25 protein-coding genes are annotated in these 20,182 nt (G+C 37.7%); 7 read left to right on the top strand and 18 right to left on the bottom strand.

Annotated elements, in window-relative coordinates; all coding sequences use genetic code 11:
- Positions 1-179: 179 nt before the first annotated feature.
- Together B3D94_RS18260 and B3D94_RS18255 are read right to left on the bottom strand one after the other, a co-directional pair.
- Positions 180-1,157: a thymidylate synthase gene (locus tag B3D94_RS18260; RefSeq protein ID WP_291759025.1), complete on the bottom strand. Its 978-nt coding sequence runs from the start codon at positions 1,155-1,157 to the stop codon at positions 180-182.
- Positions 1,158-1,238: 81 nt separating this feature from the next.
- On the bottom strand, positions 1,239-2,159 hold the full coding sequence (locus tag B3D94_RS18255; RefSeq protein WP_291759022.1) for a hypothetical protein: 921 nt from the start codon (positions 2,157-2,159) through the stop codon (positions 1,239-1,241).
- 189 nt (positions 2,160-2,348) lie between these two features.
- Between B3D94_RS18255 and B3D94_RS18250 the strand changes: the two genes are divergently transcribed.
- The 3 genes from B3D94_RS18250 (at position 2,349) to B3D94_RS18240 (ending at position 5,564) form a co-directional block, all read left to right on the top strand.
- On the top strand, positions 2,349-4,547 hold the full coding sequence (locus B3D94_RS18250; RefSeq protein WP_291759019.1) for a sensor histidine kinase: 2,199 nt from the start codon (positions 2,349-2,351) through the stop codon (positions 4,545-4,547).
- Positions 4,522-5,148, top strand: a complete 627-nt coding sequence (locus B3D94_RS18245; protein WP_069481181.1) for a response regulator transcription factor — start codon at positions 4,522-4,524, stop codon at positions 5,146-5,148. Before B3D94_RS18250 ends, B3D94_RS18245 begins: the two co-directional genes overlap by 26 nt.
- A gap of 215 nt (positions 5,149-5,363) precedes the next feature.
- The gene (locus B3D94_RS18240) at positions 5,364-5,564 is read left to right on the top strand and encodes a cold-shock protein (RefSeq protein ID WP_012294314.1); all 201 of its coding nucleotides are present in this window, start codon (positions 5,364-5,366) and stop codon (positions 5,562-5,564) included.
- 62 nt (positions 5,565-5,626) lie between these two features.
- On the opposite strand, the gene B3D94_RS18235 is transcribed toward B3D94_RS18240, so the two are convergent.
- The 4 genes from B3D94_RS18235 to B3D94_RS18220 form a co-directional block, all read right to left on the bottom strand.
- Complete coding sequence (locus B3D94_RS18235; RefSeq protein ID WP_291759011.1) at positions 5,627-6,031, bottom strand: hypothetical protein; 405 nt, start codon at positions 6,029-6,031, stop codon at positions 5,627-5,629.
- 127 nt (positions 6,032-6,158) lie between these two features.
- Positions 6,159-7,283 carry a c-type cytochrome biogenesis protein CcsB gene (ccsB, locus tag B3D94_RS18230; protein ID WP_291760656.1) on the bottom strand — a complete coding sequence of 375 codons (1,125 nt, stop codon included), beginning with the start codon at positions 7,281-7,283 and terminating at the stop codon, positions 6,159-6,161.
- Positions 7,284-7,423: 140 nt separating this feature from the next.
- Entirely contained in the window at positions 7,424-7,858 is a 435-nt protein-coding gene (locus B3D94_RS18225; protein WP_291759008.1) for a CPBP family intramembrane glutamic endopeptidase, read from the bottom strand.
- Between the two features lie 101 nt (positions 7,859-7,959).
- A complete protein-coding gene (locus tag B3D94_RS18220; protein WP_291759006.1) occupies positions 7,960-8,175 on the bottom strand; it encodes a hypothetical protein in 216 nt (71 codons plus the stop codon).
- A gap of 190 nt (positions 8,176-8,365) precedes the next feature.
- Between B3D94_RS18220 and B3D94_RS18215 the strand changes: the two genes are divergently transcribed.
- The gene (locus tag B3D94_RS18215) at positions 8,366-9,103 is read left to right on the top strand and encodes a class I SAM-dependent methyltransferase (RefSeq protein WP_069481180.1); all 738 of its coding nucleotides are present in this window, start codon (positions 8,366-8,368) and stop codon (positions 9,101-9,103) included.
- Between the two features lie 14 nt (positions 9,104-9,117).
- Here B3D94_RS18215 and B3D94_RS18210 read toward each other — a convergent pair whose 3' ends face one another.
- The 3 genes from B3D94_RS18210 to B3D94_RS18200 are packed head-to-tail and all read right to left on the bottom strand — an operon-like array spanning position 9,118 to position 10,624.
- Positions 9,118-9,549 (bottom strand): GNAT family N-acetyltransferase, encoded by a 432-nt coding sequence (locus B3D94_RS18210; protein ID WP_069481179.1) that lies wholly within the window; start codon positions 9,547-9,549, stop codon positions 9,118-9,120.
- Positions 9,546-10,034 (bottom strand): GNAT family N-acetyltransferase, encoded by a 489-nt coding sequence (locus B3D94_RS18205; RefSeq protein ID WP_291759003.1) that lies wholly within the window; start codon positions 10,032-10,034, stop codon positions 9,546-9,548. Before B3D94_RS18205 ends, B3D94_RS18210 begins: the two co-directional genes overlap by 4 nt.
- A complete protein-coding gene (locus B3D94_RS18200) occupies positions 10,034-10,624 on the bottom strand; it encodes an SMI1/KNR4 family protein (RefSeq protein WP_069481177.1) in 591 nt (196 codons plus the stop codon). Before B3D94_RS18200 ends, B3D94_RS18205 begins: the two co-directional genes overlap by 1 nt.
- 172 nt (positions 10,625-10,796) lie before the next feature.
- On the opposite strand from B3D94_RS18200, the gene B3D94_RS18195 reads away from it, so the two are divergent.
- The gene (locus B3D94_RS18195; RefSeq protein ID WP_291758999.1) at positions 10,797-11,351 is read left to right on the top strand and encodes a GNAT family N-acetyltransferase; all 555 of its coding nucleotides are present in this window, start codon (positions 10,797-10,799) and stop codon (positions 11,349-11,351) included.
- 169 nt (positions 11,352-11,520) lie between these two features.
- Here the strand turns inward: B3D94_RS18195 and B3D94_RS18190 are convergent, their stop codons facing one another.
- Entirely contained in the window at positions 11,521-12,072 is a 552-nt protein-coding gene (locus B3D94_RS18190; RefSeq protein ID WP_291758996.1) for a histidine phosphatase family protein, read from the bottom strand.
- Positions 12,073-12,960: 888 nt separating this feature from the next.
- Here B3D94_RS18190 and B3D94_RS18185 point away from each other — a divergent pair.
- Both B3D94_RS18185 and B3D94_RS18180 read left to right on the top strand, forming a co-directional pair.
- The gene (locus B3D94_RS18185; RefSeq protein ID WP_025117185.1) at positions 12,961-13,131 is read left to right on the top strand and encodes an aspartyl-phosphate phosphatase Spo0E family protein; all 171 of its coding nucleotides are present in this window, start codon (positions 12,961-12,963) and stop codon (positions 13,129-13,131) included.
- A gap of 160 nt (positions 13,132-13,291) precedes the next feature.
- A complete protein-coding gene (locus B3D94_RS18180) occupies positions 13,292-13,762 on the top strand; it encodes a hypothetical protein (RefSeq protein WP_258268589.1) in 471 nt (156 codons plus the stop codon).
- Between the two features lie 107 nt (positions 13,763-13,869).
- Here the strand turns inward: B3D94_RS18180 and thrS are convergent, their stop codons facing one another.
- The 8 genes from thrS to B3D94_RS18140 form a co-directional block, all read right to left on the bottom strand.
- Positions 13,870-15,783 (bottom strand): threonine--tRNA ligase, encoded by a 1,914-nt coding sequence (gene thrS / locus B3D94_RS18175; RefSeq protein ID WP_291758985.1) that lies wholly within the window; start codon positions 15,781-15,783, stop codon positions 13,870-13,872.
- Between the two features lie 598 nt (positions 15,784-16,381).
- Positions 16,382-16,738 carry a hypothetical protein gene (locus tag B3D94_RS18170; protein WP_069481173.1) on the bottom strand — a complete coding sequence of 119 codons (357 nt, stop codon included), beginning with the start codon at positions 16,736-16,738 and terminating at the stop codon, positions 16,382-16,384.
- A 12-nt stretch (positions 16,739-16,750) separates the two neighbouring features.
- Positions 16,751-17,341 carry a hypothetical protein gene (locus tag B3D94_RS18165; RefSeq protein ID WP_291758981.1) on the bottom strand — a complete coding sequence of 197 codons (591 nt, stop codon included), beginning with the start codon at positions 17,339-17,341 and terminating at the stop codon, positions 16,751-16,753.
- A gap of 134 nt (positions 17,342-17,475) precedes the next feature.
- Positions 17,476-17,985: a hypothetical protein gene (locus tag B3D94_RS18160; RefSeq protein ID WP_069481171.1), complete on the bottom strand. Its 510-nt coding sequence runs from the start codon at positions 17,983-17,985 to the stop codon at positions 17,476-17,478.
- 134 nt (positions 17,986-18,119) lie between these two features.
- A complete protein-coding gene (locus B3D94_RS18155; RefSeq protein WP_069481170.1) occupies positions 18,120-18,584 on the bottom strand; it encodes a hypothetical protein in 465 nt (154 codons plus the stop codon).
- A 51-nt stretch (positions 18,585-18,635) separates the two neighbouring features.
- Entirely contained in the window at positions 18,636-19,118 is a 483-nt protein-coding gene (locus B3D94_RS18150) for a GNAT family N-acetyltransferase (RefSeq protein WP_291758976.1), read from the bottom strand.
- A gap of 14 nt (positions 19,119-19,132) precedes the next feature.
- Complete coding sequence (locus tag B3D94_RS18145; RefSeq protein ID WP_069481168.1) at positions 19,133-19,480, bottom strand: DUF3147 family protein; 348 nt, start codon at positions 19,478-19,480, stop codon at positions 19,133-19,135.
- On the bottom strand, positions 19,480-19,878 hold the full coding sequence (locus B3D94_RS18140; protein ID WP_069481167.1) for a MarR family winged helix-turn-helix transcriptional regulator: 399 nt from the start codon (positions 19,876-19,878) through the stop codon (positions 19,480-19,482). Before B3D94_RS18140 ends, B3D94_RS18145 begins: the two co-directional genes overlap by 1 nt.
- Positions 19,879-20,182 lie beyond the last annotated feature (304 nt).

The raw sequence follows: 20,182 nt of genomic DNA, 5'->3' as shown, positions 1-20,182 counted from the left end.
TTTCACCTCTACCATAAATTTGACCGACCTTCCATACCAAATAATGCTAACAATCCCACAATTACTATAATCAACTTCCTAGCTATCAGTCATCCAACTACTAGCCTATTTAGCAAAACATATATTTTGACCCACTTATAGTGGCAAAAAAACAGCAACCAAAATGGCTGCTGCTTTTGTTAGACGGCAATCGGCGCTTTAATAGCCGGATGTGGATCATACCCCTCGATTGATAAATCCTCGAGCTCGATATCAAAAATCGATGTTTTATTTGAATTGATGTGTAGCGTTGGTAGTTCCTTTGGCTCCCGAGCTAGCTGTTCCTTTACTTGTTCCACATGGTTCGCATAAATATGAGCATCCCCAATGCTATGAATAAATTCGCCCACCTCTAATCCACACTCATGTGCAATCAAATGTGTTAACAATGCGTAAGAAGCTATATTAAAAGGACAGCCTAATAAAGTGTCCAAGCTTCTTTGCATAAGCTGACAGCTTAATTTACCATTAGATACATAAAATTGGAACATAACATGACATGGTGGCAATGCGGCTTTACTGCCCTTCGCACCTGCATTGATAACATCCTCCGGGTTCCACGCATTGACAATAATACGGCGTGAATCTGGATTATGCTTTATTTGATGAATGACATCCTGCAACTGGTCGATACTTTCACCAGTAGATGCTGTCCAATGACGCCATTGTTTACCATAGACATTGCCAAGCTCTCCGTATTTTTGAGCAAAGTCATCATCTGCTAAGACACGCTCACAAAAGGATGTTAACTCTTGTTGGTACAATGTATTAAATGCGTCATCGACTAAACAACGTCGACCAAAATCCGTCATATCTGGTCCTTTATAGTCATCTGATTCAACCCATTTTTTAAATGCCCATTCATCCCAAATATGATTATTATGTTGCAATAGATAACGAATATTCGTATCCCCTTTGATGAACCATAATAATTCGCTCGCGACAAGCTTAAAAGGTACGCGCTTTGTCGTTAAGAGAGGAAATCCTTTACTTAAATCAAAACGCATTTGATAACCAAAGACGCTATATGTACCCGTCCCAGTTCGATCCTCTTTTTTCGTGCCATTTTCTAATATATGTTGTAGTAAATTTAAGTACGCCATTTCTGGATGCGTCATTTTTCTTCAACAGCTCCTTCCAGTTTGCTGTTGACCATTATACCATTTCATCACGTATTTTCGTATGAAGAAATTATTTCATTAGAAGCCAGAATGAGAGGAAGTGTTCTTCATCTCTCTTGAAATTTCACTCTCTGTTGTGACAAAAAAGGTAGGAAGTAAGATGATATTTAATAAAACAGGTCCAACAATAACTAATAAATCGATGCCTGGACTGAAATAAAGACCGAATGCCGTAATCAACCCCGAAAGTACAAGGAAAATAATTTGCGCAACAATAATCATGATTGGCAATGATTGGTACATGTAATTTAGTTTACGGAACTGATGTAAATTGGCTGGATTGTTGATGACTTTCTTTTTTAATCGTCTCGATAAAATTAAACAAGCAAGCAATTGGACCACCATAAAACTAAAATAGATGACCGCGTAAAGGATAAATGGACGTTTCTGAATCGTACCATCAAAATGACCTACTCTTTGGTTCAATAAATCATTAACGGCTCCTTCATAAACATATTGACGTTCACTTAAAAAAGTAAAAGGCTCCATAAAACCGAGCGCTGTCCAATCCTTCGTATTAACCGTCCAATTCGATAACTTACTCGCTAAAATTTTCAATTGAATCGGATCTTGCTCTCCAAACATCCCTACCAAGATACTATATGGAATTGCTACTTTTAGCTGCCCATCTTGCTTTTCTTGGAATAAATCCTGAATATAAAAAGTATAGGAAACATTCGATTTATTCGTATCGTAACGTGCTTCTTCAATTTCCCAATGACTGGCTAAAGATGCTTGAATGCCATTTCTCATCTCCGAATATGGTATATCTTTATGTAATCTCTTTGGAATTTTATAAACAAAATGGTTATCACTACCGATTAGACAAATTTCAACCTCGACTTTATCTTCATTAACCATCTTTGCCTTCGTGGTCAACGGGATCGTAATCAAAGCGATTAAGAAAAAAAGAATTAGTGTTAAAACGCCTTTTTTCACGTCATAGTCCCCCTTTTCGTCATGATTATTAAACTTACACTATCATAGCCATGTCCGAAAAAACTATTTCGTCATTCCGAAAACGCAATAGTGGTTTTCCGAAAGCCTATATTTCGGTATTCCAAATTTATCAATAATTAGCGATAATATATAGGAGTTTATTATCATCTAGCAAACAGAGGTTTCAAAATGAAAAAATGGATATATTGTATTTTTCTTACCTATTTAATTCTCGGCATTTACGTATTAGCAATTGCCATAAAAACACCGTTTATTAGTCTTACCCTTGATACAACAAATGGGCAAGCAGCTATTAAGGATAGCTACTACACTTCATGGGCTCATCAAAAAAATATTGAACAGGGTGATATTGTTCTGGCTATTGATGGGCAGCCAGCCTGGGAAAATCGCTCTGTGCGACTGTTCTCATTGATTAGAAGTGCTAAACAATTAACTATCCAAAAGTTTGATGGGACAATACAAACAATTGATGTAAAGCATATAGATATGCCAGAAGAATTATATTTGCAAATTCTATTCCCGATCTTCTATTTTCTTTTAGCTTTCGGTGTGGCCATTTATTTATGGCGACGCAATAAGGATAACCCTCCGACATTTTTATTGACTTTATTTTTGTTAACCTGTTCGTTGGCCTATATTAGTACAGGGGCATCGGCAAGGGGCAATCTTATTGGCCAGTTTGTTATTGGCATATGTATTATTTTGTGCATGGTGCTTTTCATTCATTTTTTACAGCACTTTTTCCGTTACCTTCAAATCCAATGGTCTTATATTGACAGCAAATGGCTTTATTTATCATCATTAATCATCCCATTTTGTTACTTACTGGAAGGTTTTAAACCATCATTCAGAGAGATTACCCCTCTCCTGAACTTAGGTATATTCGCAATACTCGTGCTTTATGCTATTTACATTTTATTAACCAGTTATTTACAGACAAAACTAGCTAAAATTCGGTTGATTGCCATTGCCTTTATCATTCCATTTTTACCATTCCTGATCTTTTTCGTGATACCTGAAATTTTAGACCATAAGCCGTTATTACATGCTGATATTGCCTCGTTATTTTTATTATTTATCCCTTTTTCATTTCTGTTCATCCAAGTGAATGAACGATTATTTGATATTGAATACCAATTAACAAGATTACGTTATTATTCGACTCTAGCATTTTTCAGTGCGCTTCTACTGACAACTGGCATCGCCCTTTTGATTATGGTTCAATTATCTATTGTCCATGTTACAAGTATTTTTTTACTAGTTTTCATGGTGATGATGGCTAGTTTTTATATTAAAGAACGTATTGATTTTAAGTATCGAAAAATTATTTTTTCCTCTACTGGGAATTATGTACATAATTTATATGCAGCCGTTCAACGTATGGGTAAGGCTAAAAATCAACAAGAATTATTGGAACGCTTTAAGTATGAAATCACTGAAAAGTTAGGCACGACAGCCTTTCTTATAAGTACGGTCACAGAAGATACACCAGCTCCCCTGCTTGGAAGCCACTACACAAAATTGCTACTACATGATGCAGGTGATGAAAAAATAATGCTAGAAATAAAGCATACTTTACAAAAGGAAGAACTACTGTGGCTCGAGCTACTTGCACTATATGTTTCAATGTCTATTAATAATTTACAGCAAATTGAAGATTTAGTACTCGAAGTTCAACATATGAAAAATACCAGTGATACGCCGCTTCCTTGGCTTGATAAACTATTATGGAATATTATTGAGAAGGAAAAGAGTATTTTAGCACAGGAACTACACGATACGATTTTGCAGGAGCAGCTACATTTAGCAAGAGAACTCGATGTCCTCGCTGGCACCCCTATTATTCAAAAGGACACCATCTTGGATATTCGTGAACAGCTACTGAATGCCACAAAGGATCTACGAGAGTATTGTGAGAATTTAAGCCCACCATTACTGGATACCTTTGGCTTACAAATAGCCTTAAAAAAATTAATTCAAAAGGTAAAAATCCGGGCTGACTTTTTAGTAAGCTCGCAAATTGAACGAGTAGAATTTCAGGATGTCACACTCCATCTAGTCGTCTATCGCCTAGTACAGGAGCTATTAAATAATGCGATTAAACACGCTAATGCTACAGAAGTTTCACTAACTCTACAAGCGATACCTAAAGGCTTTATTCTACAATATGATGATAATGGTGTAGGCTGTGATATAGAGGATTTAATTCAATCCTCAGCTTCCATGGGCATTAATGGAATTCGTGAGCGTGTCCGTGCCTTTAATGGAGACATCACCATCCAATCTAGCCACAATGAAGGCATGCATATTTATATTCAAATACAAGAGGACGGGGATTCATATGATGAACATACTTATTATAGATGACCATCCTGTCGTTTTAGATGGTACAAAAACATTGTTACAGGATTTAGTCAATGTCCAGATTGAAACAGAGCAGGATAGTGCAGCAGTTTTACTAAGAATGGATACAGAAGCCTTTCAGTTATTTCTCATTGATATTAATATGAAACCGATCAACGGTATCCAACTAGCAGAAATGATTAAGAAAAAACAACCAGAGGCCCTCATTATTCTATATACAGGCTACGAGCTTTCCGATTATTATGAGCTATTAATTGAGAAAAAGATCGATGGCTTATTATCAAAACTAGCAACAAAAGAGCAAGTCATCCAAACGATTCAAGCTGCCCTACGTGGCGAAATATTACTTGCAGCTGACTTCTTAGATTTTGTCCAGCAACGATCCAATTTGCCGAATACCCAGCAGGAAGTATTACTCAGTGATAAAGAACAGGAAATTTTACAGCTCGTGGCTCAAGGCTGTACGAATAAAGCCATTGCGTCTGCTATCGGTGTTACCCAAAGAACCGTAGAGAATTATTTATCAAAATTATTCGTAAAATTAAACGTTGAATCTCGTGCAGAGGCAGTGATTGTAGCAAAGGAAAAAGCATGGATTGAGTAATGCTAGAAGACCGTTTCATTACTAATAGATTACAATTGTAAATTTTTTCTTACTAAAAACGGAATTTACTGGATATACAAACAATTCTGTACTATAATAAAGCTAATAATTACATTACTTCATTGCTACGATTAAAAACTGGTATTCAAAGGGAATACGGCTTTTTATATGTATTGAAGAAATTGATTGTTGAATTTTTTTGGGAGGGTGTTTACATGACACAAGGGACAGTAAAATGGTTTAACGCAGAAAAAGGTTTTGGCTTCATCGCAGTTGAAGGTGGCAATGATGTATTCGTACATTTCTCAGCTATCCAAACAGATGGCTTCAAAACTTTAGAAGAGGGCCAAAAAGTTGAATTCGGCGTAGAAGAAGGCAACCGTGGACCTCAAGCAACGAATGTAGTGAAACTATAATATTCACCCAACATAGACGAGCAAATGAAAAGAGACATCCTATTTAAGGATGTCTCTTTTTTTCATGTCCTCGCAGCAAGACTTATGATAGCAATATACAACGGATATCCACCAAGCATGAACAACAGAATAAGCCCTTGTACAGGTACTGGCATATCTCCTCGATCGGAAATAGGAAACAAATAGGCAAAGACCATTGTGAAGATCACAGTATATGGTAACCATAGAATCATTGTTGCATAAACCGAGCGGCGATGCCCTAGCCATGTAACTGCGAGTTTATACATAAATATCGTCGCTACAATAAACCCCACTAATTGAACAATTAGCAAGAAAAGATCCAAATTGCCCGCAGACCAGCCAGTAAGTCGTAGTAGCCGATAATAGTTGAGTTGTAATGCGATAGAAAAAAAGAAAATCAAACCATACAGCAGACTAGCAATATTCAATTTTAGAAAAAAGGACATAGTCAATAAATTTTCCTTTCACTGTATGGCTTCGCTAGAATAGGTCGAATTACGTACTATCTATCTAAATGAGCTGCTCCTATGTTTACTTAAGATCGGCATCATATGGCAGATGAGCAAAGGGTCCCTACGCATAAGAATGCAAGCCTGCAATCACTAAATTAACAAACACCTGGTTAAACACGATGATACCGAAGCCAATGATGGCAAGCCAGGCTGTTTTCTCCCCTTCCCAGCCTTTGGATAAACGGAAATGGAGAAAGGCTGCGTAGAATAAAAAAGTAATGAGTGCCCAAACTTCTTTAGGGTCCCATCCCCAGTAACGACTCCAAGCTATTTGTGCCCAAATCATGGCAAACAACAGACCACCTAATGCAAATAATGGGAAGCCAATGACAACTGCTCGATAGGAGATTTCATCCATTAATTGTGGTTGAACGCGACTCGTCCATGGCTTTAATATGACACTCACCGATTTCCTTGTAACGAGACGAATAGCCGTATATAAGACCGTACCAATCATAAATGCCCAGACAATCGAATTTAACTTTTTAGCATCTATTTTATTTGTCATTTCGAATAATCCCACTGCATCACCATTTTCTGTGACCGCTCCTTTATTCACGATTAATGGTTTCATGGAATAGACTGCTTTTTCTGATTGGCCTTGAGCATTCTCGAATTGTACTTGTAGGTCATCCGCTGTTAGGCTGAAAAAAGTCGAAATGCCAATAAATCCAATTACGACAACCAAGCAATACAAGACGAATTCTAACGAATATGTACTGATGGATTTTTTAGAAACATCCAATGTTCTTAATAAAAATATTAATCCAGTGGCAAAGGACACTGATAAAATCGCACTGGAAAAAGCGACGGTCATCACATGTATCGTTAACCAGTGACTCTGCAAGGAAGGAACAAGTGGTGACACTTCTTTTGCGAAAACGCTTCCATAGCCAAGAATGATTAAGGACACAGGTATCGTAAATAAGCCCACAACAAGTTGCTTGTATAAAAAATGGATGATGAGATAACTCCCTGTAAGCATGATGCCAAAGAACGTCATAAATTCATACATATTGCTGACGGGTGCATGATCCACGGCTACCCACCTAACTACAAAATAAACGAGTTGTAGGACAAAGGCAGCATAAGTAAGGAGTATACCCAGCTTGCCAAACATCTTCCCTTTCGATTTGACAGCAAGCCCTAATGGCACAATCGCAATCAGTAGTAGAATGAAGGCCATGAATAAGGCATTGCTACTAATGGATAATAAGGTTTCTTGATTCAACTAAATCCCTCCAACGTCTTTTAATACGGAATTTGCTTCCAAATAATAAGAACGCTAAAGATGACAAGAAGTGCCATATTTTCCTTTTAAATTTTTTAATTTTTAAAAATTGTTACATTTTTATGGCAAAAAAGGAAGAGGAATACGATGATCGCAAGACATTTGACGATCTCTTGATTATCTGGAGAAACGGTCATATTCTGTCCATCCCCTAAGTAAAAGACATTCATCATTCCATGGAAAATAGCAACAGGCACAATGGATTGACCTAATTCTCGAATGATTGAAAGCACGATGGATAACCCAAAAAGGAGCAACAAATACGCAGGTATTCCAACAGCCGGCATCATATAGGGCTTATATAGTACAGCTATAGGTAAATGCCATAAGGACCACCCTACTCCGATAAGGCTAGCGGTCGACCAAAAGCTATAGCGTTGCCGCAAATAAACATGGAAATTGCCTCGCCAGATGATTTCTTCTAGTAAAGCCGAGCCTGTACTAATGGTGAGCCCAATTAGTAATAACATACTCAATTGAGATGGGGTGATGATGAGAAAGGATTGATGATACGCCAAATAAAAATAACTATGTACTAGGAGACCTAACGAAAAGGGTATGAAAATACTGGCTAGGAGCCATGACCATTTAGGCTTTGTGAAGGAAAACGTTGATAAAATGGATAGCTGGGTGAAATCTTTTGAACAATAATCACTGATAGCAATGGGATGATCATGCTAACACCAAGAAATTCTCTACCATTTTCTAAGAAATTTAGAAAATAATGAGTCAAAAATGTGAGGCTATATATACAAAACATCGTCATGAGTAGAACATAATTTTTCATTAGTTTCCTCCTCAAAAACAAAGCATACATTTGTCAATATATGGAATTTTATCGCTATTGAAAGATGGCATGCCTCTATCTACATCTTACAAAAAATTGTATTATAAGTCTATTTCTTTTTCATCTCGCATGGGAAAATAATAGTGCGCACAATTGACATAACGTTATGTTTCACAAGCTGGAGGTTAAAATGAAACAAAATATTTATGACAATCCTGAATTTTTCCATCAATACAAGGCATTACGTCAAAGACCAACTAATTATAACCGCTTATTAGAGCAGCCTACCATGAAATCATTACTGCCATCTTTAACGAATTTAGAAATACTCGATATTGGCTGTGGCATGGGAGACTTCGCCCAATACTGTATTCAACACCACGCCAAGCATGTGACTGCTTTGGACGTTTCAAGTAATATGCTGTCCATTGCTCAGTCTGAAAATGCGCATCCACAAATTGATTACAAGCTACAAGCCATTGAGGATTATGAAGCAACCGCCAATCGTTTTGATTGTATAACAAGCTCACTTTCGCTTCATTATGTTAAAAATTTTGAGGCAGTCATTGGCCAAATAGCCCAAATGCTACGTCCAGACGGCTTTTTTATTTTCTCCGTGGAGCATCCGATTGCTACTGCTCGCCGCACGACGGAGGATAATTGGATTTATGATGAACAAGGTAAACAGCTACATTATGCAATGGATGATTACCAAGCGGAAGGCATACGACAACAAACATGGCTGGTGGACGGAGTGGTCAAATATCATCGCACTATCGCTACGATCATCAATACATTAATCGACCATGGCTTATCGATTGACAAAATTGTTGAACCTCATCCAAGCGAGGAAGCTATTCAACAGCTTCCTTCTATTGAAAAGGAACTTCGCCGACCATCCTTTTTATTTGTAAAAGCCAAAAAATAAAGGCAAGCCTCACCCTATTGCTGTGGTGAGGCTATTTTTACATAAATAATTTCTGGGTCTCCGTCATCAAGATTATCAATAATGCCGCTTTTAACAAACCCTAAGGCCTGAAATACATGTTGCATATTTGTGTTAGATTGATTCGTAGAGGAAAAAACCTTCAACGATTTGGTTGTTTTTACATAGGCATTTATTAAGGCAGAGGCGATACCCTTTCTTCGCGCTGATGGCTTAACAATGACCAAGGAAATGAAGTCATAGCCAAAAAAGTCCTCAGTAGAAATTAAGAATCCTGTAATGTCATCAGCAAAATGGTGAAGCAGACAACGTTTCTCCTCGATAGCTTGCTGAATTTCATCACTTCTGGATGAGTTCCCAATCACCTTTTGATCGATTGCACATAGTGCCTGCAAATGCTCCAACCCTGCCACTTTTATATCACTCAAATCTCCACATCCTTCATATAATTACTCATTATCTTGAGCTCTTCGCCAAAGCCAGTCGCCTGTCTACCCTCATCTACAAACCCACATTTTATATAGAGTGCCTGTGCCGTTACATTTGGGATATTTACGCCAAGTACTAGCTCATTAATCAATGGAAAATGCTGACGAACAAAGCCTGGTAACAATTGAAGAACTGCTTTTGCATAGCCTTTGCCCTGCTCATGATAATCCGTGGAAAATGAGCGAATTAGTAATGCCTGTTCATTCGAGGAATAAGGCTTCACACCTTCTTTTTCATGTAACACAAAAAAGGTCACTAGCTTGTCCCCATCTAAAGCTAGAACAGCATGTCTACTGTCATCCTCCTTAGCAAGCTCAATGCTATCCTTTGGTGACTTTGTATAGCGAAGCTGCTCTTCTGTAATGGTATATTGCTCTACTAATGAATGAGCCATGTCCTCATAAAACTTCAATGTCAAAGCCATCAAAACTCCTCCTCGTAAAGAGCTGTAAACTCATAATCCCCCTCAACAAGCTGTTGTAAATATTCATCAAACGAAGAGGCAATGACCTCAAAGCTATCGGGATCATGGACATATCGAATCACCTGCCCCATTTGGCCCTCTTCAGTTGGCGAAAAATCAAGATACAAACTGGATGTTCCTCCATTATTCATGCAATCTGCAAAGCATAGTCGTTCATTTAACGGTACATGCATATTTATCTTTTTATCTATGTCCACATACTCTAAAAAGTCCTGATAACGCTCAAAAATCGTTTCACGCTGATTTTGAACATCTGCTAGGATTTGCTCAACTGACTTTAAATAATACGGATATTCTCCCAAATCAGAACCTAGTACAAGCACACTAATAGTTTCTTGTCCATGCTTACAATGGTAAGTGCCATTGACATCCTTTAATAGTTCTATTAAGGATTGCGGACTATTTGGAAATATATCTAGTAAGCTTTCAATTTGTGCGTCTGTGGCACCATGTGCTTTCTGTAATTGTTGTTGCTCCTCTTGCGGTAAATATTGTAGTAACTTTTTAAAATAGGCTGTATGCACGGCCATTCCTTCCTCTCTGAAAAATATTCCCCGAAATTGGTAGTCATGGTACAATTTAAGCATTCAAACTAAAGGAGTTGTGCCTATGAGTGCGAAAATTGTAGTAGACGTTAAGGTTTTGCTATCAAACTAGGGGTTGTAACGTTACTTGCAGCCCTTATTAAAGGGAGAATAATACATGGATAATTATTTAAAAACATTTTTAGTGGGTCAATCCATTACTTTACAGCAAATGGCCCCCGCTGACTTAGAATCATTTGTAGCCATTGAAAGTGAGACAAAAACCTTACTCCTAGCTAATGATGAAATTCCCTTCCCCCAAACTATGGAGGACCATTCCACTTTCTTTCGTTCTATCAGTGGAAAAAAAGATGAATTCTTCTTTGGTATCTATGAAAAAGCGACTCAGCAACTGATTGGTTCCTGTGGTGTTTTTGCTGTTAACTGGCAAAATAGCACTTGCTCTGTGGGCATTTCAATTGGACAGCAATGGCAAGGAAAGGGCTTTGGCACGGATGCTATGAAAACACTCATTGAATTTATTTTCCAATACATGGCTATTCAAAAAATCAAACTGCAAGTATTCAGCTTTAATACGGCAGCTATTCGCTCCTATGAAAAATGCGGCTTCACGAAGGAAGGCCATTTACGAAATGAAATATTCCGCTTCGGCACCTTCCATGACATAATAGTATTTGGCTTATTGCGTTCGGAATGGACCCTAGTCAGATAATAAATGTCCCCAAGGGAGATATATAAATCGTGTCTTCTTTGGGGGTTCTTTCTTTACACCAACTCAGACTGGATTTAACGAATCCATCCACGTTGCTCTATCCAACTGCCTCAATAATAGCCCTTTTACATAGACCCTCCATAAGACCATCACTAGTTATCTGTCAGCCCTATTGCCATACTCGTTCTACCTCTACTAAAGTCAGCTCTTGGAAAGATAATCGATAGACATCAGGCATAGACAGCTTTTGCCAAAAAGCATAATCATACTGTGAATCAAAGGATTGCATCATCAGCACCATAATATTGCCATGTGTACCAATAACAATGCTGTCATGGGGGTGAGAAAGAATGATAGATTGTAAGCTCTGTACAGCCCGTGTCATTGCCTGCTGATTGGATTCTCCACCAGACCACGCAAAACTCGGCTCTTGCCAAACTCGTTGCAGCGCTTCCTGAAAATTTCCCACTGCTCCATTGGCAAGCTGTCGTTCTTTTAGTGCATCCATTGTTTGGATTGGTACATCACGATACCTAGCAATACCCTGTACTGTTTGAATGGCTCTTTTATAAGGACTCGAATATATTGCATCAATGCGGTGATCGTTGAAAAAAGATGTCACTCGCTCTACATCCCTCACCCCTTTTAATGAGAGCGGACGATGATATTCATCCTCTGAATAATCGGCATGTGCATGCCTCACAAAATATAATTCTGTCATTTTTGTCTCCTCTACTCATCACTTGCTGATTCAGGATAAATGAAATAAGATCCCTAGCTATCCACAGAAATTTTCAAATAAACATACATTTTAGATATGTGCGTTTCATTGCTATTCGTCATTACATCCAACAAGCCAATCCACTTCAAGTGGTTGCTCAAACAATTCTTTTATTGTATTCATGATTGCTAAATGTAATTGCATATAATGCATCCAAACGAGACAGCATATGCTCAAGTATTTGCCAACTAAGCCATATTACCAATTTAAGAAAAGATGATACGTTTCTTATTTTATTAAAGGTAATTCCAATAGATGGCTCCTGTGAGGTCACCTCCTGCTAGGTTTTTGGAAAACTAACGAACGACATAAAGTTACCCTTTCATTCCCCTTCCATTATTCCATTAATTTCAAAAATTCTCAATAATTCTCCACACTCAATGAAATGTCCCCATTTCTAAACAACATCAAAGCTAATTTGATAAAATGTGACAAGATACGTATAGCGCCATGAATTGTTAGAAAATTCAATTTCAAACAACAACTTTTTTCATAGTATAAATGGTTTATGCAATTTCTTTTTCTCACTTAATTTTTTCTAAATCCAAACACAAAAACAACCCCACCAACTCAATTGTAAGGGTTATTTTACTTATTTTTTAATCATTAATTGGTATTTTAACTATGACTTTATAACCACTAAGAAAAAATAGTTTGTTTTTCACATAACAGGATGAAGGTCCCTATCTGTGACTAAATTACGAATTTGATTTACGATACACAATATGACATTTTTTTTAATATAAGTGATATACAATGAAAAAGTTGAATCGAGGTCATTAGTAATTAATTTTATGAATAAGGATAAAAAATTAGGAGGAAAATATCTTGGTAAACTTATTGCTTAAACAATTCTTGAAGGCGGAAATTGAGATCAAACGTAGAATTATGTATAAAAAAGCAAAGGATCTTGGTTTTACTCATCCTGCTGTGGTAGATTACAGTCAAGAATTGGACGTCCTACTAAATAGATATTTAAAACAAGCACAAGCTTCCTAATCATAACGAGGCATATAATAGAAGAAAGTATAGATATGGGTAAAGCCAGACCTGAATTCTGGCTGGTTTTATCTTTGCATTCGGCTAGCCAACCTCTACATGTATAGATCCCAAAAAAGTAGGCGATGTTTTTGATAAGAAGACATCTGGAGGTTGAATAATGCATGTATTCATCTTAACTTTTATGGTTGTTTCCAAAATATTATTGCCACCCCAATATTCAGTAGACCATACGGCACCCACACTTTGCACACCAACTGAAATAAATACACTATATCAATATCCAAACAACCAATTTCAATCGTTTCGTGATGAGGACGAATTTTATCAGCAACTTAATCGTACAATTTACGAGGAGTATCCCCATGCTTCATGGAATATTCGGCAGAAAATGGCCTTTAGAGATATAGCAGAGGCAACAGAAAATTTTTATTTACAAACCAATAGTAAACAAGAAACAATAGACCTCTCTCAACATACTTTTGTTCATCCCAATCGACAAGTTTATTTTTTAGCATCCTTTCAGCACAATACCGATGAGACCTATCGAAAATTTCTAGTCATCGACGCTGAAACACAAACAGTATTACTTGGTCAATCCCAATTCCAAGAGAGGACCAAGGACCTTTAATTCATTGTATGCATCGCATCTAGATTCTAGTAGTCATTTCAAAAAAATAGAAAAATTTTTTTAAAAGCTTGCCTTGAATAGTAGATCTATTCAAAGCAAGCTTTCTTTTATATGCTCTTTTGTTTGATGGCTTCTGTCATTTCCTCTATTAATTGGGGCACTGAATATTCAACAGTGGCTTGTTGTCCATGTCTACGAACAGACACATTTTGATGGGCAGTCTCCCGATCCCCGATAACAAGGATATACGGTATTTTATGCAATTGTGCCTCCCGAATCTTTTTACCGAGCTTTTCCTGACGATCGTCAAGTTTCACCCGAATTTGTTCATGTTGTAGGGCTTTTACTACTTGATTGGAATAATCCTGATGTGCATCCGCCACTGCAATGACTTGCACTTGTTGTGGTGCAAGCCAAATGGGGAACGCCCCTCCAAAATGCTCAATGAGAATACCTAGGAAACGATCAATGGAACCAAACACTGCCCGATGGATGACAACCGGTCGAACTTTTTCATTGTGTTCATTAATATATGTTAAATCGAATTTCTCAGGTAGCTGGAAATCGAGTTGTACTGTGGCACACTGATGACTTCGTTGGATGGCATCTTTAATATGAATGTCGATTTTCGGTCCGTAAAAAGCCCCATCCCCCTCATTAATCGTATAGTCGATGCCTAAATTAGTCAGAACATTTTCAAGCGCCTCTTCTGCCTGATCCCATAACGATAATTCTCCCATATAGTCATCTGGACGTGTCGATAATTCTACCGTATATCGGAAACCAAATACGTTGTACACCTCATCTATTATTTTTAGAGCCAATGCAATTTCATCCTCAATTTGCTGCGGTGTCGCAAAAATATGTGCATCATCCTGACAAAATGACCTAACGCGTAACAATCCATTCAACGCACCGCTAAATTCATGGCGATGCACTTGGCCAAATTCCGCCATTCGTATCGGTAAATCTCTGTAAGAATGGAGGTTATTTTTGAAGATGAGCATATGTCCTGGGCAGTTCATTGGCTTTAAGGCAAAGCTTTGATCATCCACCTGTGTAAAGTACATATTGTCTTTATAGTGATCCCAATGACCTGACTGTTCCCATAAGCGCTGATTCATCATTAGAGGTGTCCGTACTTCTCGATAGTCATATTTAGCTTGTAAATTTCGCAAATAGGATTCCAGCTCATTCCGTAAAATTTGACCATTTGCTAAATAAAAGGGCATTCCCGGCGCTTCCTCTGAAAACATAAACAATGACAGTTCTTTGCCTAGTTTACGATGATTTCGCTTTTCTGCTTCGTCTAAAAACACGAAGTATTGGTGAAGTTCTTCTTTTGTTGCGAAGGCGACCCCATAAATACGTTGTAGCATCTGATTGTTGCTATCGCCTCTCCAATACGCACCCGATACATGCATTAATCGGAAATGTTGTAATTTCCCCGTAGACGGAACATGGGAACCTCGACATAAATCATAAAATTCCCCCTGCTTATAAATCGTCACGGTTTCATCAGCGGGAATAGACTCCAACAGTTCCAGCTTTAATGCGTCATGAGCAAAAAACTCCTTGGCTTCATTCCGTGAAACCTCTCGTCGCTTAATCTGTACATTTTCCCGCACAATTTGTTTCATCGTTTTTTCAATTTGTTGTAAATCACTGGGTGTCAGTGTATCAGCAATATCTATATCATAATAAAAGCCGTTTTCAATCACGGGCCCTACCCCAAACTGTGCATGGGGGTATAGACGTTTGACAGCCTGTGCTAACAAATGGGCCGTTGAATGACGAATAACCTCAATCCCTTCCTTAGAGCTTGCATCATACAATGTAATTTGAGCATCTTCCATAATCGGGCGCGTCAAATCAAAGATGGTTCCATTGACACTCCCCGCTACTGCCTTTTTGCGAAGCTCAGGACGAATCGCTTGGGCAATTTCGGTTAGTGTCACGCCTTTTGTAAATGCTTGCTGTTGACCATCTGGAAATTGAATGTGAATAATTTGATTTGACATGTTCTCGACTCCTTTAATATTTTTCAATTTTGCTCTGGTGTCATAGAAATCCTGATTATGCATACAATTCGAAAATCTATGGCCCTGTCAGAGACATGAACCTCATTCAGCTTTAGAATGGGGATCAAAATAAAAAAACACATCTCCGCCCCTACATAGGGACGAGTATGTGTTCATTACCCGTGGTTCCACCCAAATTCCCACTAGTAAATTGACTAGTGGCTCATTGATTTTGCTGTAACGTTGCAAAAGACGGTGCAAGTTTCCAAGCACAGCTCCAAGGTAGTAAGAAGGGATCACAACATTAGGAAGCTTGCAGCGAATGCCTCCCTCTCTGAAAATGGTTGATCGAATCTCTTGTCCTTATCATGGCTCATTTCATTTTTGTATGAAATTGTTAATTACTATAACGAATCCTGTTTTTTTTGTCAAACCTTGAAATAAAAAAATCGTCCGTTTCAATGACCACGGTTGTTCTGGTCGAAATTTATAACGCTTACATTTATTTCAACTTACATATATAACGCGTCATACACGCTATCTCTCTAACAAATGAAACAATAAGCACAAAAGTCCAGTATCGAATTATTATTATCCATTAATGATTCTTTATTTCTAAAGTCTCACTTTTGGATAGCCATTGCATATGAATAATTGGCTTAGCACTCCGTTTAAAAAACTTCTCACTTTCTTTTTTCGTAAAGGAATAATACCCCTCTTTATTTAATTGCACATCCACTATATTTTGAGATTCCTTTTCCCCTTCAATGGTGATTTGTAAGGGTCCTAAATCATCCTTCTCATCAAGATAATATAAGCGTAATCCTTGATCAGAATTACTATGATAGATTGCTTTCCAATGTTCACTTTTGGCGATATAATGCACTTCCTGCTCATCGCTCTGACAAGCTGTTAACAGAAGTAGTAAAATCATTGGCACTATCCATTTCTTCATTCTTTATTCCCCCTAACAATGCATGGTGACAGTCAATCCTGTTGGCTTTTCTTCAAATACATCTTTGTATTCTGTAAAAATAAAGCTGAGTCCTTGTATGTCATCTGGTAATGGCGGTGTCACTACATATCTATTACTTTCATGCTGGTCTGAGCCACTTGCTCCTGTATGGTGACATTCATAATGTTGGTCTATAAATAACCCTAAATAATGGCGGTTTAATCTTTGACGAATATCTTGATAGGAATCTTCCTCATCATCCCAGTCAATCAAAAGCTGTACGACACTTGCATTTTCGTATTGGCGAACATAGGAAATCGTATAGATTCGATCTCCCACTTGCTGTGATTGTAATACCGGAATATAGTGACGAAATCCGACTGGCTCGACACGTGATTGATAGTGTTTTTCTGATTTGATCACACTGAAAATCATGGCTAAATATGTGTCATTGAGGCCATATTTTTGCGCCCATTCCTTCATCATTTCATCTGTTGGACTATCTTTTGTATGAGCGGAGAGCTCTTTCCGTTGAAATAAGAGCGCACATATTTGCTCATCTATTGCCAATCGTTTTTGGTGTGTGCTTGACATTTCGTTCATCTACATCCTCCTCTATCCTACAAATCCCTCTTCTTTCTATACGTTATTCCCATCATTTAGTTCCATAATCAGCCTAATTTTACTTTTTAGCACTAATAAAAAAAGCTACCCAATTTGGATAGCTTTTTTTCAAGTTAATTAATGACAACCTCATTGTGCCAGCTAGTGGAATCTGATAATTGATATGTAATCATATTGGCTGTGACGGCAAGGATGACACCTGCTCTAGATGATCTATGGGAAATATCAGGATTTTCCAATACAAGAACAGCGTAGCCTTCACCTCTCCCTTGATCATCAATTGCATTGGGTGCATGAATCTCAAAGGTTGAGTAGGACTGATTTTTTGTTGCATAAAGTAGTCTCTCCTCACGATACACACCATTCTCCTTTAGATTATAGCTAACAGGCATCCACCCATCAGACCATTCAACACTGCCAAGGATTTGACCTTTCCTACTAGCAAGTTTGCCGATAGAATACGTAAAATATATTTTCATTATGGCTTGATCTAATTCATTTTTTCCTTCTGAAGTGGCTGTTATTTCAAGCATAATTTCATTCTTCGAAAACTTCTTCATTAACACTAAAGCCACAGTGATAACACAGATAAATAGTACTATACCCATGATGATAATTGCCATTAGGTCCCTCCTAGTATCACGATTGCTGTTACTATAATATTACCATGATTTAGGAGTAATTAGTGCTTTTCAGCAAACATTCTTAGGAAATGACACAGGCATAAATGATAAGACAAAATTAGCGCCTCGTCTGTCTATTGACCTTGTTGAAGTTCTGCCGTTAGGGTAAAAGGTATTCGTAAATATTCGTATTGAATCTTCACCTTTTTGATGTCGGCTGCATTGACTTGAACCGCGTAATGCTGTGGCTGTTTACCAATTGCTTGTTGATCTATGTATGAACGAGGTAAAACTTTAACTTGCGTTAATTTATGAAATGACATATTGGTATTTCCCTCTAGTTTTGTTTCGACCTCAAATGGTTCAGACTTACTAATGACAAGCTCAGCACTGTCAGGAAGTTTTTCATTGACAAGTAGTTGCTTAAGCTTAATTTCACGTAATCCTTTATTTTCAATCGCAATGATCTTTACCGCTTCATTGCCCTGTTTACTTGTGTAACTTTGAATGACAAGCGGTGGATTACTCTTAAGATAAATCATAAATGCGGCGCCCACCACAAGCACACTTAGTAATAATGCAAATACTATTTTTTTCATATGTTCCCTCTCTTTCCACTTTCCCAGTATAACAAAAAACAACCTGACTTTTTAGAAGTCAAGTTGTTTTTGTAGTCGTAACTCATCTCGTATCACAATGCCATCATTGCCGATAAGGGGGATGGAAGGCTTATAGGCTCTTGCCTTTTCCACCGCATTAGGCAATATTTCGATGATGTAATACCCCCGTTTTTGATAGAATTTTAAGGCATGTAAATTATCGTTCGTTGTAATAAGATTAATGCTTGTACAACCGTGATCCACAGCAATTTGTTCTACTGCTTGTACAAGCGATGATCCGATACCTTTACCTTCTTCAAGGCTATCGAGAGAAATGATTTCACAGTCTTGCTTATGAATTATGTAAGTAACAAGCCCTATCATCTCTTGACGGTCATTGACAAAAGCAAAGCCCTCTAATTGACTACAGTCATAGATCCCACTTGAAATGACCATTTCAGTAGTTCCCCAATGCTCCTTAAAAAAATAAAGCACATTTTGTTGCGGTAATTGTTTAATTTCAATGATCGTCATGTCTGAACTCCTCGTTAAATGGATAGATGAAAAACGCCTGCAATGGCCTTTTGAATGCCTAAGAAAACCGCCCAGGAAAGAATACCTAGACCAATAGCGAAGACAATATGAACAGAGGATTTCATAGCCATGTAAATAACAAACAGCATGCACATGGTTGCCGGTAAACCAACAATGACACCAACTGTAAAGCGTTGAATATGTTCACTCGATTCACTTTGAACCGTCAGCCAAATGATACTTAAAATACTCACTAAAGGTAATGCCGCAATGACCCCGCCATAGGAAGGAAATCTTCGGGCCACTTCTGTGACCACACCAATAATTGCTGCAGAGCTAAGAATTTTAAACAATGTATACACTATTTCGCCACCTCACTTAGACGTCGGAATGCCTGTAGGATGGCTTGTTGTTCCTGTTCTGTTAGCTGATTAAGCGCATGCTCGAGCTTCTCTTCATCTAATTCTGAGTTTTTCTTCAGTACTTGTAAGCCTTCTACTGTCAAATGAAGAATAACCTTACGTTGATCGTCGCTCGCACGTTCTTTTGACACCCAGGCATGTCGCTCTAATTTTTTCACATGCTCTGATGCTGTATTAGGAGAGATATTTAGTAACCCTGCAATATCGCGTACTGTTACCTCTTCTTCCTTTTGGATCATCTGTAAAATCCGCACGCTTTGGTGAGAAATCACATCTTCATGTGTTGTATGTAGATGATAAAAGATCGTAGTAAAATACTCATTTATATTTGTAATCATATTGGTACCCCTTCTATATATCGTTGAATACGATTATATCGTAAAAACCGATACATTAAAAGTACTCCCCATAAAGTTTATATTTTCAGATAGTTTACTAGAGCAAAATTGGCAAATGGAGTCTATGAGAAGAACCAACTTAGAAAGATATGATGATTCTCGTTAACAAAAATATGCTATTTCATTTTCATAAAAATCTAATTTTTTGCGCATCTATTGCTACTTGTTGACATGGATATTCGACATTATTATTACTCTATTCTGAATTTAACTGAGGGCATTCTATGTTATACTTTCTATATTT

The sequence above is a fragment of the Lysinibacillus sp. UBA5990 genome, assembly GCF_002429815.1.
GTDB lineage: Bacteria > Bacillota > Bacilli > Bacillales_A > Planococcaceae > Lysinibacillus > Lysinibacillus fusiformis.
The sequence above is the reverse complement of the archived record's forward strand: the minus strand, read 5'-3'. Positions and strand labels throughout refer to the sequence as shown.

Excerpts from the sequence above, each read along its gene's own strand:
- B3D94_RS18260 (WP_291759025.1), bottom strand. The coding sequence starts at position 1,157 with ATGACGCATCCAGAAATGGCGTACTTAAATTTACTACAACATATATTA.
- B3D94_RS18250 (WP_291759019.1), top strand. The coding sequence starts at position 2,349 with ATGAAAAAATGGATATATTGTATTTTTCTTACCTATTTAATTCTCGGC.
- B3D94_RS18245 (WP_069481181.1), top strand. The coding sequence starts at position 4,522 with ATGATGAACATACTTATTATAGATGACCATCCTGTCGTTTTAGATGGT.
- B3D94_RS18240 (WP_012294314.1), top strand. The coding sequence starts at position 5,364 with ATGACACAAGGGACAGTAAAATGGTTTAACGCAGAAAAAGGTTTTGGC.
- B3D94_RS18235 (WP_291759011.1), bottom strand. The coding sequence starts at position 6,031 with ATGTCCTTTTTTCTAAAATTGAATATTGCTAGTCTGCTGTATGGTTTG.
- ccsB (WP_291760656.1), bottom strand. The coding sequence starts at position 7,283 with ATGGCCTTCATTCTACTACTGATTGCGATTGTGCCATTAGGGCTTGCT.
- B3D94_RS18225 (WP_291759008.1), bottom strand. The coding sequence starts at position 7,858 with ATGTTATTACTAATTGGGCTCACCATTAGTACAGGCTCGGCTTTACTA.
- B3D94_RS18220 (WP_291759006.1), bottom strand. The coding sequence starts at position 8,175 with ATGAAAAATTATGTTCTACTCATGACGATGTTTTGTATATATAGCCTC.
- B3D94_RS18215 (WP_069481180.1), top strand. The coding sequence starts at position 8,366 with ATGAAACAAAATATTTATGACAATCCTGAATTTTTCCATCAATACAAG.
- B3D94_RS18205 (WP_291759003.1), bottom strand. The coding sequence starts at position 10,034 with ATGGCTTTGACATTGAAGTTTTATGAGGACATGGCTCATTCATTAGTA.
- B3D94_RS18200 (WP_069481177.1), bottom strand. The coding sequence starts at position 10,624 with ATGGCCGTGCATACAGCCTATTTTAAAAAGTTACTACAATATTTACCG.
- B3D94_RS18195 (WP_291758999.1), top strand. The coding sequence starts at position 10,797 with ATGGATAATTATTTAAAAACATTTTTAGTGGGTCAATCCATTACTTTA.
- B3D94_RS18190 (WP_291758996.1), bottom strand. The coding sequence starts at position 12,072 with ATGACAGAATTATATTTTGTGAGGCATGCACATGCCGATTATTCAGAG.
- B3D94_RS18180 (WP_258268589.1), top strand. The coding sequence starts at position 13,292 with ATGCATGTATTCATCTTAACTTTTATGGTTGTTTCCAAAATATTATTG.
- thrS (WP_291758985.1), bottom strand. The coding sequence starts at position 15,783 with ATGTCAAATCAAATTATTCACATTCAATTTCCAGATGGTCAACAGCAA.
- B3D94_RS18170 (WP_069481173.1), bottom strand. The coding sequence starts at position 16,738 with ATGAAGAAATGGATAGTGCCAATGATTTTACTACTTCTGTTAACAGCT.
- B3D94_RS18165 (WP_291758981.1), bottom strand. The coding sequence starts at position 17,341 with ATGAACGAAATGTCAAGCACACACCAAAAACGATTGGCAATAGATGAG.
- B3D94_RS18160 (WP_069481171.1), bottom strand. The coding sequence starts at position 17,985 with ATGGCAATTATCATCATGGGTATAGTACTATTTATCTGTGTTATCACT.
- B3D94_RS18155 (WP_069481170.1), bottom strand. The coding sequence starts at position 18,584 with ATGAAAAAAATAGTATTTGCATTATTACTAAGTGTGCTTGTGGTGGGC.
- B3D94_RS18150 (WP_291758976.1), bottom strand. The coding sequence starts at position 19,118 with ATGACGATCATTGAAATTAAACAATTACCGCAACAAAATGTGCTTTAT.
- B3D94_RS18140 (WP_069481167.1), bottom strand. The coding sequence starts at position 19,878 with ATGATTACAAATATAAATGAGTATTTTACTACGATCTTTTATCATCTA.